The sequence below is a fragment of the uncultured Eubacterium sp. genome, assembly GCF_934561735.1.
GTDB lineage: Bacteria > Bacillota > Clostridia > Oscillospirales > Acutalibacteraceae > Eubacterium_R.
In genome coordinates, this window is sequence record NZ_CAKTGT010000004.1 from 82,195 (window position 1) to 98,460 (window position 16,266).

Consider the following 16,266-nt stretch of genomic DNA (forward strand, 5'->3'; position numbering starts at 1 on the left):
TATCTGCATATAAAAAAGTGCATTGGTACTTCACAATACCAACGCACTTTTATTTTGTTTGTCTTAATCTTTAAGAAGTGATTTGTACATCTTGATGTACTCGTTTGCGGATTTGCCCCAAGACATATCACAGTTGAGTGCACGCTCAACAAGTGTTGGCCAATAATCCTTGTTGTTATAAGCCTCTACGCCACGGTAGATTGCACCGAGCATATCGTATGCGTCGTATGTTTGGAAAGTAAATCCGTTGCCCTCGCCGTCACCCGAATCGGTGATTGAGTCCTTAAGACCGCCCGTTTCACGAACGATAGGAACCGTGCCGTAGCGAAGTGCAACCATCTGTGAAAGACCGCAAGGCTCGCTCTTGCTCGGCATAAGGAACAAGTCTGCACCTGCATAAATCTTGCGTGCAAGGTCAGGAATAAATCCGATTGTTACGCCGACTTTATCAGGATATTTATCGTGAAGTTCTCTAAAAAAGCTCTCATACTGCCATTCGCCCGAACCGAGAACAACATACTGAACATCACGCTCCCAAAGGCTCTTTTCCATAACTTCACGGATGAGATCAAGTCCCTTGTGGCCGACAAGACGAGATACGATACCGATAACCGGCACATCATCTCTGACAGCAAGACCCATCTGCTCTTGAAGAGCCTTTTTGCACTCTGCCTTACCCTTTTTCCAATTTTCGGCATTGTAATTTGCAACAATGTTAGGGTCGGTTTCAGGGTTATAATTTTCGGTATCAATACCGTTGAGGATACCGCAAAGTTTCCAGCTACGCTGATTGAGAATAGGGTCAAGACCGTAGGAATACCACGGGTCAAGAATTTCCTTTGCGTAGGTCGGAGAAACGGTTGTTACTTTATTTGCACACTCGATACCTGCCTTCATAAAGTTAACAAGTCCATCGTACAAAATAAGATTGTTATATTCAGGTGCAATGCCCAAAACATCGTTGAGAAGTTCGTCACCGTACTTGCCCTGATACTGAATGTTGTGGATTGTGAAAACAGTTTTGATGTTTTCATATCCCATTTGGTTTGCATAATAGCAAGAATAATAAAGCGGTGTGAGAGCCGACTGCCAATCGTTGCAATGAATGATGTCCGGCTTCCAATCAATGTGAGGAATAATCTCAAGAACCGCTCTTGAGAAGAAAGCAAATCTTTCCGCATCGTCATAGTGACCGTAAATTCCGTCACGCTTAAAATAATACTGATTGTCAAGGAAGTAATAAATTACTCCATTGTGCTTTGCTTCAAAAATACCGCAATACTGTCTACGCCACGAAACAGGAACGGAAATCGATGTAATAAACTTCATTTTATCCTTATATTCCTGCTTAATGGAATCATAAAGAGGCATTACAACACGGCAACCGATAAGGCGTTTGCGAAGTGCAACAGGCAACGAGCCGGCAACATCACCCAAACCGCCGGAAGCCATAAAAGGCAACGCTTCAGATGCAACATATAAAACCTTCATTTGTAAATCCTCCTAAATTTTTGTACCCTTTGAAAGACAAACCGGATAGTTAGCCGCACCGGAAAGCTCAACATCGGATTTAATAACGCAATCCTTATCGGAAATGACATAATTCATTTTTACATTTTCGCCGACAACGGTGTCCTGCATAAGGATAGAATTCTTAACAACTGCACCTGCTTTAATTTTAACACCCTTGAAAAGAATGCAGTTTTCAACAGTACCCTTAACCACACAGCCGTCGGCAACAAGAGAATTTGTAACTTCTGCTTCCATACCGTAAAGGGTTGGCATATCGTCACGCTCTTTTGTATAAATAGGGCGTTCCTTTGCAAAAAGCTTTTTCTTATTTTCTCTGTCAAGAATACTCATTGAAACATCATAATAGCTTTGAACACTGTCGATAGTGCCTACAAAGCAATCTGTTGCATCATAAGAATAAACCTTTTTGTTCTTAATGTTTTGAAGAAGGATGTTACGCTGGAACGAAACCAAGTTTTTTGAATGAGCGGCGGTCACCAGTTCCTCAAGTAAATACTTTTTGATGAGCACAACATTTGTAGAATAAAAAGCAGTTTCAACATCAGGGTCAATGGAAGCCTCTAAAATTCTGCCGTCATCCGCAACCTTGTCAAAAACAAGGATGTTGCTGAACGCTGTCGGCTTTTTAGCCTTGACGCCAACGATTGTAATATCCGCCTCGGACTTTTCGTGTGCATCAAACACCTTGGACAAATCGATATTCATAAGATTATAGCAATCCGACATCAAAACATATTCCTGCGTTGAATGGTCAAGAAATCCCATATTGCCGTAAATAGCATCAATTCTGTTGCCCCACATGGTAACGGAATTGCTTGAATACGGCGGAAGAATATGCAAACCGTCTGTTTTGCGTGACAAATCCCAAGGCTTGCCTGTGCCTACATGGTCCATGAGGGAATTAAAGTTTGCGTTTGTTACAACGCCCACATTTGTAACCGAGCTTTCCACCATATTGGAAAGCGGGAAATCGATAAGGCGGTATCTTGCACAAAACGGAACGGAACCCATAGTTCTCAATTCTGTAAGTGATTCAAGAGTTTCTTCGTGAATATTGGCAAAAATCATGCCGAGTACATTTTTTCCGTTCATACTTATACCTCCTCCCCTGACGGAATCATATCTTTAGGTTCTACTTTTTTACCTTTTGTAATTGTTGCGTTTGAGCCTACAACCGCAACGCCCCAAGTTGACGGATCTTCCAAATTTTCAGGAATTGCACCAACCTGTGCATCTTCCTCAATAACAGCGTCTTCTGCAATTATAGAATAGTACACTTTTGCACCCTTTTTGATTGTTGCACCGGGCATAATAACGGAAAATCTAACATCTGCATCTTCCTCAACTGTTACCTTTGATGAAACAACGGAGTATTCAACCGTGCCGTCAATATCGCAACCCTCGGAAATCGAAGAATTTTCGATAGTTGCATTTTTGCCTATGTAATGAGGCGGTGCGTCAGGTGTTCTGCTGTAAATTCTCCAAGATGTATCCGAAAGGTCGAGGTCAACATTTGGATTGATGATGTCGAGATTTGCCTCCCAAAGAGAATCAATTGTGCCAACATCCTTCCAATAGCCCTTAAATGGATAAGCAAACATACGCTGACCGTCGTTAAGCATATTAGGAATGATATTTTTACCGAAGTCATTTGATGAATTTTCATCGGCTTCGTCCTCGCAAAGATACTTTCTGAGCTTATCCCAAGAGAACACATACACACCCATAGAAGCCTTGTTTGACTTTGGTACGGCAGGCTTTTCGGCAAATTCATAGATTTGGTCGTTATCGTCTGTTGCGAGAATACCGAAACGAGATGCCTCCTCCCACGGAACTTCAAGAACTGCAATTGTGCAATCGGCATTATTCTTTTTGTGGAACTCAATCATCTTTGAGTAGTCCATCTTATAGATATGGTCGCCCGAAAGAATAACCACATACTTAGGGTCATATTTCTCAATAAAATTGATATTTTGATAAATAGCATTAGCCGTGCCCTTGTACCAAGAAGCACCGCCGATTGCCTCATACGGTGACAAAATATGTACGCCGCCGTTGAGTCTGTCCAAATCCCAAGGATGACCGTTGCCCAAATAATCATTGAGTACAAGCGGCTGATATTGTGTGAGAACGCCGACTGTATAAATACCGCTGTTTACGCAGTTTGAAAGCGGGAAGTCGATTATACGATAGTTACCGCCGTAAGGAACCGCAGGCTTTGCAACGCTTTTGGTAAGAACGCCCAAACGACTGCCCTGACCGCCGGCAAGAAGCATAGCAACAACATCTGTTTTTGACATACTGTAAATCCTCCTGTATTATCTCTTTTTCTTTTTACTGTTTGTTTTGGAATCTTTTGCAGGTACGGTTTGTTTTGCCTTTGCCTGCACAGGTTTCTCCTCTTTTATTTCCGCTTCGCTTACCTGCTGTTTTGTAGGCTTTGCCGGTTTTGTTTCCGACTTAACCGCCTTTTCTTTTTTAGCCGGTAATTTATCGGTCGTTTTTTTGAGGAACATTGCCGACAATCCGTGAAGTTTCAAATCAATATACTGTTCATAGCCGTGGATGCTGCCCTTTTTAGACTTATACGAGCCGGACATTCTGTGCTTATCTCCGCCGAATTTTTCAAGCGAGGTATCAAACACAACCTTATAAGTTCCGTTCTTAGGAACTCCGATACGGTATGAATCAAAACTGTTCGGAGTCCAATTAAACACGGCGATAAGTTCTTCGCCTTTTTTGTTCATTCTTCTAAAGGCAATTACGCTGTTGCAATTATCCTCGGAAGAAATCCACTGAAATCCGTCCCAACTGTAATCAATTTCCCAAAGTTCGCTGTGCTCCTTGTAGAACTTGTTAAGTTCTCTTGAGAACTCCAAGGTTTGTCTGTGTTTTTCGTAATCGAGAAGAACCCAGTCAAGTCCTTGCTTGTAATTCCACTCGATGAACTGACCGAACTCACTGCCCATAAAGAGAAGCTTTTTGCCCGGATGAGCCATCATATATGCAAGGAACAACCTCAAGCCGTCAAACTTCATATCATATTCGCCCGGCATTTTGTTAAGCAAACTTGCCTTGCCGTGAACAACCTCATCGTGAGATACAGGCAAAACAAAATTTTCGCTGAACGCATAGAAAAAGCTGAATGTAATGCAGTTGTGATTGCCTTTTCTGAAAAGCGGGTCAAGCGATGTATAGCGAAGCATATCGTTCATCCAACCCATATTCCACTTGAAATTGAATCCAAGTCCGCCCTCTGACGGAGGCATTGTAATCATCGGCCAAGCGGTGCTTTCCTCTGCAATCATCATCGAACCCAGATGATTGGTGAGAATGGTTGAATTGAGTTGGCGGAAGAAATCAACCGCTTCAAGATTTTCTCTGCCGCCGTTTTTGTTAGGAGTCCACTCGCCGTCTTTTCTGCAATAATCAAGGTAAAGCATTGAAGCAACGGCGTCTACACGAAGACCGTCAAAATGGAATTCTTCAATCCAATAATTAGCTGACGAAATAAGGAACGACTTGACCTCTTTTTTGGCATAGTCGAACACTCTTGTGCCCCATTCCTTATGCTCGCCTTTTTTCATATCGCTGTATTCGTAACAGCAAGTGCCGTCAAATTCATACAGTCCAAAGGCATCCTTTGGGAAGTGGGCAGGAACCCAGTCGAGAATAACGCCTATTCCCTCCTTATGGCAGGTGTCCACAAAATACTTCAAGTCCTCAGGAAGTCCGTATCTTGAAGTTGCGGCAAAATAGCCTGTTACCTGATAACCCCAAGAGCCGTCAAACGGATATTCCATAATCGGGAGCATCTCAATGTGAGTGTAGCCCATATCCTTTACATAAGGAACAAGCTGCTCGGCAAGTTCACGATAAGTCAGGAAGTTGCCGTCATCGTGCATTTTCCACGAGCCCATATGAACCTCGTAGATATTAACAGGCTTTTCCAAAATATTCTGTCGGCTTTTGTCAAGTTGCCATTTGGAATCTTTCCATTTGTAATCTTTGAGTTCGTAAACTTTTGAGCCTGTGCCCGGTCGTGTTTCCTGATGCACCGCATACGGGTCTGCCTTAAGAAGTGTTGCACCCGTGTTGGTTTTGATTGCATATTTGTAACAGTCATAAACCTTTACATCATCTATAATCACTTCCCAAATTCCCGGAGAAACGGCAACACATTTGTTTGCACTTTCGTCCCAAGAATTGAAATCGCCCACAACAGACACACCTTGAGCATTAGGTGCCCAAACTCTAAAGGCTACTTTGTCGCCGTCAATACGGTGATTGCCGAAAAACTCGTATGCCTTATAGTTGGTTCCGTCATGAAAAAGATACACGGGAAGTTGGTATTCTTCTTTCATTTTTTTCATAGAAAATCCTTTCGTTAACAATTACTAAACAACAAAAAGGGTACACTTTCCCTACTTTGAATATTCTATAAAATAATAATAACACTATTACAAACAGTTTTCAAGAGTTATTTGGTTATTTTGTTACAAGAAAATGTAAAATATTTATAAAATCTGTGCACTTTGTCAAATACGCACAAAAAAAGTACTACTCGGTAAAAGTAACAAAATTTTTATAAAATTATAGTATATTTTCTATTGCCACATTTCATTATAATATGTTATAATAATTTATATTTTTAAAATAACAAACATATATATTAAGGACTAACATATTTGGGGTGGAGAACAGGCTATGAAAAACATCATTGTTGCATACCCTAACAGGAACACGGCTTTGCAGCTGAAAAGCGTTCTTGAGCAAGACGGCCTTTATGTATCGCACATCTGTGCCACGGGTGCAAGTGCCCTTGGTATTGCGGCGGATATGCGTAGCGGCGTTATAATCTGTGCATCTATTTTGCGTGATATGGGTGCGGCGGTTATGGCGGAAAGATTGCCATCGGGCTTTGATGTAGTCGCTCTGTCAAGAAGCGGAAAAGAAGATTACATGGGCAACCTCATTTGTCTTCCCCTACCGCTTGACAAAGATGATTTTTTAAGAACGGTTGAAATTCTTGTTACAACCGAAAGTTCTTTTACCGACAGAAATCTTAACGACAACGAATACATATCAAATGCAAAAGCCGTATTGATGAACATCAATTCAATGACCGAAATGCAAGCACACAAATTTTTGCAAGGCGAAAGTATGAAAAGCGGTATGAAAATGGTTGATGTTGCAAAAGACATCATTACAAGATTTGAATAGGTGATACAATGAAATTACAATTTGTTAAAATGCACGGTGCCGGCAACGACTATGTCTATGTTGACGGAATGAAATATCAGATACCCGATGAAAGTGCGGCGGCAAAGAAGTTGTCGGACAGACATTTCAGCGTAGGCGGTGACGGGCTCATTATCATCAAAAAAGGCACAAAAGCCGATTTTGAAATGGTTATGTACAATCCCGACGGTTCAAGAGGTGCAATGTGCGGCAACGGTATTCGCTGTGTTGCAAAATACCTTTTTGACGAGGGATATACAAACGGCAAAACGGAATTTACAATCGAATCTATGGGTGCCATCAAACACATCAAGGTAAATGTTATTGACGGCAAGGTTGTATCCGCAAGAGTTGATATGGGCAAACCGATACTCAAGGCAAGCGACATTCCCGTTAACTTTGACGGAGAGAAATGCGTTAATCAACCTGTTACATTCGCTGACAGAAAGTTCAATATGACCTGCGTTTCAATGGGCAACCCTCATGCGGTTATGTTCATTGACGAGCATCCGACAGATTTTGATTTGAACAAATACGGCAAAACAGCAGAGCAAAACACCGAATTGTTCCCCGACAGAGTAAATGCCGAATTTGCAAAAGTTATCGACAGAGAAAATATTGAAATGCGTGTTTACGAGCGTGGTACGGGAGAAACTCTTGCCTGCGGCACGGGTGCATGTGCAACCGCTGTTTCCGCAATTCTCAACGGCTACTGCGACAACAAAGTTACCGTTCACCTTCTCGGCGGAGATTTGATTATAGAATGGAGCGGCAACGAAAACGACAGCGTTATTATGACCGGACCGGCAGAATATGCTTTTACCGGTACGGTTGAAATATAAGTAATTTAACGGAGGTTTAAAAATATGAAAATTAACGACAACTTTTTAAAGATTGAGTCAAGTTACCTTTTCTCAACGGTTGCAAAGAAGCAAAGAGCATACCAAGAAGCTCACCCGGATGCAGATGTTATCCGTCTTTCAATCGGCGATGTTACAAAGCCGCTTGCTCCGGCTGTTATTGATGCAATGCACAAGGCAGTTGAGGAAATGGCAGACGAAGCAACATTCAGAGGTTACCCGCCTGAATACGGCTATGACTTTATTCTTGACGCTATTCAAAAGAACGATTACACAGACAGAGGCATTGACATTGCAAAGGACGAAATCTTTTTGTCCGACGGTGCAAAGAGTGACTGCGGCAACATCGGCGACATTTTCTCGGTAGACAACAAGGTTGCCATCTGTGACCCTGTTTACCCGGTATACATTGACACAAATGTTATGGCAGGCAGAAGCGGCGACAAGGACGAAAACGGTCTTTGGAGCAACATCATCTATATGCCTTGCACGGCAGAAAACAACTTTACACCTGATCTTCCGTCGGAAGTTCCTGATGTAATTTACCTTTGCTTCCCTAACAACCCAACAGGTATGGTAGCAACAAAGGAACAGCTCAAAAAGTGGGTTGATTATGCACTTGAACACAAGTCACTCATTCTCTTTGACTCGGCTTACGAAAGCTTTATTGTTGAAGAAAACATTCCAAAGTCAATTTACGAAATCGAGGGTGCAAAGAAGTGTGCTATCGAGCTTCGTTCTTTCTCAAAAACCGCCGGCTTTACAGGTATGAGATGCGGCTACACTGTAGTTCCTAAGGACCTTGTATTTGAAGGCACATCGCTCAATCCTCTTTGGGCAAGACGCCAGGCTACAAAATTCAACGGTGTGTCATACATCACACAGAGAGCGGCAGAAGCTATCTACTCGGAAGAGGGCAAGAAGCAAATCAAAGAAACACTTGCTTACTATCAAAAGAACGCAAAGGTTATCTTTGAGGGACTTAAAGAAGCCGGTTTTGAATGCTACGGCGGCGTTAACTCACCATATATTTGGCTCAGAGTTCCGCAAGGTTACACAAGCTGGGAATTCTTTGATGAACTCCTTGAAAAGTGCCAGGTTGTAGGTACTCCGGGTTCGGGCTTCGGTCCTGCAGGTGAAGGCTACTTCAGACTAACAGCATTCGGCAACGCAGAAAAGACTGTTGAAGCTGTTGAAAGAATCAAAAAGGCATACAAAAAATAATTAAATTATATTTCATTTAAAACATATTTATTCAGGAGGATAACATTATGACTAAAACAGAGCAGCTCTATGAGGGCAAGGCAAAAAAGGTTTGGGCAACAGACGATGAAAACATCGTTATCGTTGACTACAAGGACGACGCAACAGCTTTTAACGGAATCAAAAAAGGTACAATCGTCGGCAAGGGCGTTGTAAACAACAAGATGAGCAACTACCTTATGCAAATCCTTGAAAAGCACGGTATTCCAACCCATTTTGTTGAAGAATTATCAGACAGAGAAACAGCAGTTAAAAAGGTAAAGATTGTTCCTCTTGAAGTTATTATCCGTAACAGAGCCGCAGGTTCTATCTGCAAAAGACTCGGTCTTGAAGAAGGCATGGATTTTGTTTGCCCTTCAATCGAATTCTCATACAAAGATGACGAACTCGGCGACCCGCTCATCAACGGCTATCATGCTGTATCATGCGGTTTTGCAACCAAAGAAGATGTTGAAACCATCAAGGAAATGGCATTCAAGGTTAACGATGTACTCAAGGAATACTTTGCATCAATCGGTGTTGAACTTATCGACTTCAAGCTTGAATTCGGCAAAACAGCAGACGGCACAATTGTTCTTGCAGACGAAATCAGCCCTGATACCTGCCGTTTTTGGGACATCAAGACACACGAAAAACTCGACAAGGACAGATTCCGTCGTGACCTTGGCGGCGTAGAAGAAGCATACGAAGAAATGATGAAAAGAGTAGGACTTAACTAATGGAACACAACACATACAATTCCCCGTTTAATGCCCGTTACGCAAGCAAGGAAATGCAATACATCTATTCTCCGGACTTCAAGTTCAGAACATGGAGAAAGCTTTGGATTGCCCTTGCCGAAACAGAGCACGAGCTCGGACTCAATGTAACGCAGGAACAGATTGACGAATTAAAGGCTCACGCAGACGACATCAACTACGAAGTTGCAGAGGAATACGAAAAGAAATTCCGTCACGATGTTATGAGTCATGTGCACGCATACGGCGAGCAATGCCCTAAGGCGAAAGGTATCATCCACCTCGGTGCAACCTCTTGCTATGTAGGCGACAACACAGATGTTATCACCATGCGTGAGGCACTCAATTTGGTTAAGAAAAAGCTTGTAAACGCCATTGCATCGGTTGCCAAATTTGCAGACGAATACAAGGATATGCCTTGTCTCGGCTTTACCCACTTCCAGCCGGCTCAACCTACAACGGTGGGCAAGAGAGCAACTCTTTGGCTTATGGATTTGGTTATGGACCTCAACGAGGTTGACCATGTACTTGACACCCTTATGCTCCTTGGATCAAAAGGCACAACGGGAACACAGGCAAGTTTTCTTGAACTCTTTGACGGCGACCACGAGAAGTGCAAGGAACTTGACAAAAAGATTGCCGAAAAAATGGGCTTCAAGGCTTGCTTCCCTGTAAGCGGACAAACTTATGCAAGAAAGCTTGACACCATTGTTTGCAACTGCCTTGCACTCATTGCACAAAGTTGTTGCAAATTTTCAAACGACCTCAGACTTCTTCAAAATCTTAAAGAAATCGAAGAACCGTTTGAAAAGAACCAAATCGGTTCATCCGCTATGGCTTACAAGAGAAACCCTATGAGAAGCGAAAGAATTGCATCTCTTTCAAGATATGTTATGATTGACGCACTCAACCCTGCTTGGACAGCTTCTGCACAATGGTTTGAAAGAACACTTGACGACAGTGCAAACAAGCGTGTAAGCGTTGCCGAGGCCTTCCTTGCTATTGACGGAATACTCGACCTTTACATCAATGTTACAAGCGGTCTTGTTGTTTATCCAAAGGTTATTGAATCAAGACTTATGAGCGAACTTCCGTTTATGGCAACAGAAAACATTATGATGGACGCTGTTAAAAAAGGCGGCGACAGACAGGAACTTCACGAAAAAATCCGCCAACACTCAATGGCAGCCGGTGCTGTTGTTAAGGTTGAAGGCGGAAAGAACGACCTTGTGGACAGAATTGCGGCTGACCCTGCATTTATGACTACTAAGGAAGAAATTCTTGCAATTTTGAAACCTGCAAACTTTGTAGGCAGAGCACCTGAACAAACAGCAGACTTCCTTAGTGAAGTTATCAATCCTATTCTTGAAGAAAACAAGGATTTACTCGGTGTTGATGTTGAAATTAATGTTTGATTGATACAGCAAAAAACCGACAAGTACTCAACGGTATTTGTCGGTTTTATTTATTTTGTGACAGATAAATCTGTCCCTTGCTATTTATTAAATTTTTCCGTTTGCAATGTCCTCATCGGCTTTACCGCTCATGATATATTCAAGCAAATCGGCAACGCAACCTTTGTTGCAATGACACGCTTCAAACTTGCAAATTTTGTGTATTGAGCTTGGTGCCTGACCCGCACATGCCGGCAAACCGACTGTTTTGAGCATATCCCAATCGTTATAATAATCGCCGATTGCTGCAACATGGCTTTTTTCTATGCCGAGCATATCGGCAAGTTTCATAATTCCGACGCCCTTGTGGGTGTCCTTTTGGAGCATTTCAAGGGTGAGGATTGACGACGACATAAAGTTTGCATCGGGATTTTCAAGTCTTGAAACAACCTTATGCAGTTTTTCGATAGTAACAGGATTTGACCAAAATATAACTTTCATCCAGCCTTCCTGCGGAACATCGTCAACACTCTTTACAATCTCATACTTTGCCTTGTCGGCAAACATGGTAAAGTTTGAAAGCAAGCCGTTTTTTACAATATAAACATAATCGTCAAAATAAACGCCGATGTCAACGCTCTTGAAAATCTCGTCAAATTCTTCGCTAATATACTTAACAAACTCTCTGCCTTTTTCACCTATCGTAGAACGCCACATCATCTCCTGCTTGCGATAATCGTACAAGCCGGCACCGTTGAGCACAATCGCCGGCTGATTTGCCGTGATACGATTGTAATTGCGTTCAAGGCTCGACTGAAGTCTACCCGAAGCAAGAGTAAAATTTCCGCCTCGGTCGGTAAATTCCTTGATAGCGTTATAATTACGCTTTGGGAGCTTACGCAATTTATTATTAAGGGTTCCGTCTATGTCGGATACAACCAACCAATTTTCAAATGTTTTCTCCATATTTTTTCTCCAACAAATTCAAAAACGAAGTAAAATATTCAGGTAATTCGCTTTCAAATTCCAAATACTCGTTTGTTATAGGATGGACAAAGCCGATATGCTTTGCATGCAGGCATTGACCGTTTAGGCTTGTAATAACCTTTTTGGGACCGTAAACAGGGTCGCCTGCAACGGGATGACCTATATACGCCATATGCACTCTGATTTGATGAGTGCGTCCCGTTTCAAGTATACATCTTACATGAGTAAACTCGCCGTATCTTTTGATAACCTCAAAATGCGTGGTGGCAGGCTTTGAATTTTTCATAGTGACAGCCATCTTTTTTCTGTCCTTACTGTCCCTGCCTATCGGCTGACAAATCGTGCCGCTGTCCTCTTTGATATTGCCGTAAACCACAGCCTCATACGCACGGGAAAAACTGTGTTCTTTAATTTGTTCGGCAAGACCGATATGTGCCTTATCCGTTTTGGCAACAATCAAAAGACCCGATGTATCCTTGTCTATTCTGTGCACAATCCCGGGTCTTATAACGCCGTTAATACCCGATAAGCTGTCGCCGCAATGATAAAGCAGAGCATTAACAAGTGTACCGTCGGGATTGCCGTTTGCCGGATGAACCACCATGCCCTTGGGTTTGTTAACCACAAGCAGATATTCATCCTCGTATACAATTTCTATATCGATATTCTGTGCAACCGCCTCAAGCGGTTTGGCATCGGGAACGGTAACATCTACACTGTCCCCCGCCTTGCATTTGTAGTTTTTTGCAACTACCCTGCCGTTTACAACAACATTGTTTTCCTCAATGATTTTCTGCACGGCGGAGCGAGTAATGTCCTCAATGTTTTCAGTTAAAAACTTATCTATTCGTATTCCGTTTGACGGGCATACAAAACTGTAATTTTCAGCCATCGGAGTTCTCCTTTGGCTTTTTTACATCCTTAAATGCGTCATAAAGCAAATAACCCACAAGCACAACGGCACCGCAGGTTACGGCACAATCGGCAATATTGAATATAGCAAAATTAACAAATGTAGGTTCGATAAAATCAACAACATAACCGAATCTTATACGGTCTATAAGATTGCCGATACCGCCCGACAAAATCACGCCGAGGCTCCAATACAGCCACAGGTTTTTGCACCTGTTTGAAAACAAATAGTAAAAAACGCCGACGCATACAACAACGGTCAAGGCAATAAACACCCACCTTGCACCGCTTAGCATTGAAAAAGCCATACCCGTGTTTTCGGCATATTTGAACTGCACAACTCCGGGAATAAACTTTGCAACGCTTCCGTCGGCAAGCTTTAATGAAGCAAAATATTTAGTTATTTGGTCAAATGCAACGATAAGAATAATCATTATCGTGCAGGAAATATGTTTTTTTGTATGCTTCATATATATCCTTATAATACGGGAGGGGCAAGCCCCTCCCCTACAATTTTTTATAAGTTCAACTTATTAAAGTTCTTTCATTGTTTGAGCACAATGCGCACAAAGTGTCGGATGCTCTGCGTCCTGACCGACTGTATCGGAGAACTTCCAGCAACGCTCACACTTTTCGCCGTCTGCCTTTGCGATTGTTACGGAAAGACCTGCAACATCGCCCTTTACGGCACCCTCACCGTCTGCAACTTCAACAGCGGAAGTGATGAAGATTTCAGGCAATGCGTCAATTTCAGCCTTGAGGAAATCTGCAAGGTCGCCTTCTGCATGAAGGATTACCTTTGCTTCAAGCGGCTTACCGATTACTTTTTCGTTACGGGCAAGTTCAAGAGCCTTTTGAACATCGGTTCTGATTTCGTGAATCTTATCCCACTTTGCGATGAAAGCTTCATCTGTATCAATGTAATTACCCTGAGGAATGTCGTTGAAAAGCGGTGACTCAACATTTCTTGAAGAATCGTGAGGCATAGCCTTCCAAATTTCATCACAGGTGAATGCAAGAATAGGAGTGAGGATAAGGCAAAGAGCGTCAAGCACCTTGTAAAGAACTGTTTGAGCGGCTCTTCTTGTCTTTGACTGAGGAGCAGAAGTATAAAGTCTGTCCTTAAGAACATCAAAGTAGAAGTTTGACATATCAACAACACAGAAATTGTGAAGTGCATGTGCTGTTGTATGGTACTCATATTCGTTATAACCCTGATGAGCTGTTTTGAGAACTTCATCAAGTTTCATCAAAGCGTACTTATCAAGTTCTTCCAAATCCTCATTTGCAACCATATCGGTATCAGGATTGAAGTCGTAAAGGTTGCCGAGGCAATATCTTGCAGTGTTTCTGATTTTACGGTAGTTATCGGAAATTTGCTTCAAGATTTCAGGGCTGATACGGATATCTGCATGGTAATCGGCAGAAGCAACCCACAAACGAAGAATATCGGCGCCGTACTTGTCGATAACCTCTTGCGGAGCGATACCGTTGCCGAGTGACTTAGACATCTTTCTGCCCTCACCGTCTACTGTCCAGCCGTGAGTGATAATCTGCTTATAAGGAGCACCGTTGCCGCCTGCAACAGATGTAAGAAGTGATGATTGGAACCAACCGCGGTACTGGTCTGCACCCTCAAGATAAACATCAGCCGGCCACTTGAGATAATCTCTGTTTTTGCAAACAGCGGCGTGTGATGAACCGGAGTCAAACCAAACATCCATGATGTCCTTTTCTTTTTCAAAGCCGTCAGCCTTGCCGCAATGAGGACACTTGAAGCCTTCAGGGAGGAAGTATTCTGCATCATGAGCAAACCAAGCGTCCGAACCTTCTTCACCGAAAATGTCGGATACCTTGTTCATAATACCCTCGTCGATGATTTCCTTGCCGCAATCCTTGCAGTACATAACAGGGATAGGAACGCCCCATTTTCTCTGACGGGAAATGCACCAGTCTGCACGCTCAACTATCATTGACTGAAGTCTGTCCTTACCCCATTCAGGATACCATTTTACATCTTCGGCAGCCTTAACTGCGGCATCCTTGAAATCGTCAACAGAGCAGAACCACTGTGATGTTGCACGGAAGATAACAGGCTTGTGGCATCTCCAGCAATGCGGATATTGGTGCTTAATCTTTTTAAGTGCAAAGAGTGCACCGATTTTTTCAAGATGTTCTGCGATAGGCTTATTTGCTTCTTCTGTTGTAAGACCTGCAAACTGACCTGCTTCTTCTGTAAGAACGCCCTTATCGTTTACAGGAACAACAATAGGGATTTCCTTATACTTTTGGCAAACGATAAAGTCATCAACACCGTGACCCGGAGCTGTGTGTACGCAACCTGTACCGCTTTCAAGAGTTACGTGGTCGCCGACAATAACAAGAGATGTTCTGTCGATAAACGGATGAGCGGTTTTCATATATTCAAGCTCATCACCACGGATAATGCCTACTGTTTCGTAATCTGTGATACCTGCATCTTCCATTGCCGTAGGTGCAAGGTCGGTAGCCATAACATAATATTCGCCGTTTGCCTTGAGGAGGCTGTACTCATAGTTAGGACCTACACAGATAGCAACATTGGCAGGAAGTGTCCAAGTTGTTGTTGTCCAAATTACAAAATATGTTTTGTCAAGGTCTGCACCGAGAGCGGCAAGCTTGCCCATATCGTCTGTAACCTTAAACTTAACATAAATTGAATGACAAGGGTCCTCTGCATATTCAATTTCTGCTTCTGCAAGAGCTGTGTTACAATCCGCACACCAGTATACAGGCTTCAATCCCTTGTAGATATAGCCCTTTGATGCCATAGAAGCAAACACCTTAATTTGCTCCTGCTCAAATTCCTTTTGAAGTGTGATATACGGGTGATCCCATTCGCCGATAACACCCATACGCTTAAAGCTTTCTCTCTGCAAGTCAACATAGCCGAGAGCAGTTTCACGGCAGATTTTACGAAGTTCCAAATCGGTGATGTTTGATTCAGCGGTAATACCTGCCTTTTTACGAGCCGCAAGTTCGGTAGGAAGACCGTGAGTGTCCCAACCCGGTACATAAGGTGACTTAAAGCCTGTCATATTCTTGTATCTTACGATAAAGTCTTTAAGTGTCTTATTAAGTGCATGACCGATATGAATATCGCCGTTTGCATACGGAGGTCCGTCGTGAAGAACGAAAAGCGGCTTGCCGTCATTGTGCTTCATAAGTTTTCCGTACTGGTCATTTTCGTACCAGCCTTTAAGAAATTCAGGCTCTCTTTGCGGGAGCGATGCCCTCATAGGGAATTCGGTTTTTGGCAGATTAAGTGTTTTGTTATAATCCATTGGTTTTTACTCCTTA

At 42.7% G+C, this 16,266-nt stretch carries 13 protein-coding genes; 5 read left to right on the forward strand and 8 right to left on the reverse strand.

Features of this window, described 5'->3' with window-relative positions; translation table 11 throughout:
- Positions 1–63 precede the first annotated feature (63 nt).
- Genes glgA through glgB form a run of 4 tightly spaced genes read right to left on the reverse strand, consistent with a single transcriptional unit; the run spans position 64 to position 5,906 of the window.
- Complete coding sequence (gene glgA / locus Q0E08_RS05110) at positions 64–1,491, reverse strand: glycogen synthase GlgA (protein ID WP_294777643.1); 1,428 nt, start codon at positions 1,489–1,491, stop codon at positions 64–66.
- Between the two features lie 12 nt (positions 1,492–1,503).
- A complete protein-coding gene (glgD, locus tag Q0E08_RS05115; RefSeq protein WP_294777644.1) occupies positions 1,504–2,625 on the reverse strand; it encodes a glucose-1-phosphate adenylyltransferase subunit GlgD in 1,122 nt (373 codons plus the stop codon).
- 2 nt (positions 2,626–2,627) lie between these two features.
- Positions 2,628–3,833, reverse strand: coding sequence for a glucose-1-phosphate adenylyltransferase (locus Q0E08_RS05120; RefSeq protein ID WP_294777645.1), 1,206 nt, complete (start codon positions 3,831–3,833; stop codon positions 2,628–2,630).
- Positions 3,834–3,851: 18 nt separating this feature from the next.
- The gene (gene glgB, locus Q0E08_RS05125) at positions 3,852–5,906 is read right to left on the reverse strand and encodes a 1,4-alpha-glucan branching protein GlgB (RefSeq protein ID WP_294777647.1); all 2,055 of its coding nucleotides are present in this window, start codon (positions 5,904–5,906) and stop codon (positions 3,852–3,854) included.
- A 334-nt stretch (positions 5,907–6,240) separates the two neighbouring features.
- On the opposite strand from glgB, the gene Q0E08_RS05130 reads away from it, so the two are divergent.
- The 5 genes from Q0E08_RS05130 to purB are packed head-to-tail and all read left to right on the forward strand — an operon-like array spanning position 6,241 to position 11,049.
- Complete coding sequence (locus Q0E08_RS05130) at positions 6,241–6,756, forward strand: ANTAR domain-containing response regulator (protein ID WP_294777649.1); 516 nt, start codon at positions 6,241–6,243, stop codon at positions 6,754–6,756.
- Between the two features lie 8 nt (positions 6,757–6,764).
- Positions 6,765–7,616 (forward strand): diaminopimelate epimerase, encoded by an 852-nt coding sequence (dapF, locus tag Q0E08_RS05135; RefSeq protein ID WP_294777651.1) that lies wholly within the window; start codon positions 6,765–6,767, stop codon positions 7,614–7,616.
- Positions 7,617–7,640: 24 nt separating this feature from the next.
- Entirely contained in the window at positions 7,641–8,858 is a 1,218-nt protein-coding gene (locus tag Q0E08_RS05140; RefSeq protein ID WP_294777653.1) for an LL-diaminopimelate aminotransferase, read from the forward strand.
- 47 nt (positions 8,859–8,905) lie between these two features.
- Positions 8,906–9,616 (forward strand): phosphoribosylaminoimidazolesuccinocarboxamide synthase, encoded by a 711-nt coding sequence (purC, locus tag Q0E08_RS05145; protein WP_078767768.1) that lies wholly within the window; start codon positions 8,906–8,908, stop codon positions 9,614–9,616.
- Positions 9,616–11,049 (forward strand): adenylosuccinate lyase, encoded by a 1,434-nt coding sequence (gene purB / locus Q0E08_RS05150; protein WP_294777655.1) that lies wholly within the window; start codon positions 9,616–9,618, stop codon positions 11,047–11,049. The genes purC and purB overlap by 1 nt, the downstream gene beginning before the upstream one ends.
- An 87-nt stretch (positions 11,050–11,136) precedes the next feature.
- Here the strand turns inward: purB and Q0E08_RS05155 are convergent, their stop codons facing one another.
- The 4 genes from Q0E08_RS05155 to ileS all read right to left on the reverse strand — a co-directional run bounded on the left by Q0E08_RS05155 (position 11,137) and on the right by ileS (position 16,250).
- Positions 11,137–11,994 (reverse strand): HAD-IIB family hydrolase, encoded by an 858-nt coding sequence (locus Q0E08_RS05155; RefSeq protein WP_294777656.1) that lies wholly within the window; start codon positions 11,992–11,994, stop codon positions 11,137–11,139.
- Positions 11,978–12,907: an RluA family pseudouridine synthase gene (locus Q0E08_RS05160; RefSeq protein WP_294777658.1), complete on the reverse strand. Its 930-nt coding sequence runs from the start codon at positions 12,905–12,907 to the stop codon at positions 11,978–11,980. The genes Q0E08_RS05155 and Q0E08_RS05160 overlap by 17 nt, the downstream gene beginning before the upstream one ends.
- Complete coding sequence (gene lspA / locus Q0E08_RS05165; protein ID WP_294777661.1) at positions 12,900–13,397, reverse strand: signal peptidase II; 498 nt, start codon at positions 13,395–13,397, stop codon at positions 12,900–12,902. The genes Q0E08_RS05160 and lspA overlap by 8 nt, the downstream gene beginning before the upstream one ends.
- A 63-nt stretch (positions 13,398–13,460) precedes the next feature.
- On the reverse strand, positions 13,461–16,250 hold the full coding sequence (gene ileS, locus Q0E08_RS05170) for an isoleucine--tRNA ligase (RefSeq protein ID WP_294777663.1): 2,790 nt from the start codon (positions 16,248–16,250) through the stop codon (positions 13,461–13,463).
- Positions 16,251–16,266: the final 16 nt, after the last annotated feature.

Coding starts and splice junctions, on each gene's coding strand:
- glgA (WP_294777643.1), bottom strand. CDS start 1,491: ATGAAGGTTTTATATGTTGCATCTGAAGCGTTGCCTTTTATGGCTTCC.
- glgD (WP_294777644.1), bottom strand. CDS start 2,625: ATGAACGGAAAAAATGTACTCGGCATGATTTTTGCCAATATTCACGAA.
- Q0E08_RS05120 (WP_294777645.1), bottom strand. CDS start 3,833: ATGTCAAAAACAGATGTTGTTGCTATGCTTCTTGCCGGCGGTCAGGGC.
- glgB (WP_294777647.1), bottom strand. CDS start 5,906: ATGAAAAAAATGAAAGAAGAATACCAACTTCCCGTGTATCTTTTTCAT.
- Q0E08_RS05130 (WP_294777649.1), top strand. CDS start 6,241: ATGAAAAACATCATTGTTGCATACCCTAACAGGAACACGGCTTTGCAG.
- dapF (WP_294777651.1), top strand. CDS start 6,765: ATGAAATTACAATTTGTTAAAATGCACGGTGCCGGCAACGACTATGTC.
- Q0E08_RS05140 (WP_294777653.1), top strand. CDS start 7,641: ATGAAAATTAACGACAACTTTTTAAAGATTGAGTCAAGTTACCTTTTC.
- purC (WP_078767768.1), top strand. CDS start 8,906: ATGACTAAAACAGAGCAGCTCTATGAGGGCAAGGCAAAAAAGGTTTGG.
- purB (WP_294777655.1), top strand. CDS start 9,616: ATGGAACACAACACATACAATTCCCCGTTTAATGCCCGTTACGCAAGC.
- Q0E08_RS05155 (WP_294777656.1), bottom strand. CDS start 11,994: ATGGAGAAAACATTTGAAAATTGGTTGGTTGTATCCGACATAGACGGA.
- Q0E08_RS05160 (WP_294777658.1), bottom strand. CDS start 12,907: ATGGCTGAAAATTACAGTTTTGTATGCCCGTCAAACGGAATACGAATA.
- lspA (WP_294777661.1), bottom strand. CDS start 13,397: ATGAAGCATACAAAAAAACATATTTCCTGCACGATAATGATTATTCTT.
- ileS (WP_294777663.1), bottom strand. CDS start 16,250: ATGGATTATAACAAAACACTTAATCTGCCAAAAACCGAATTCCCTATG.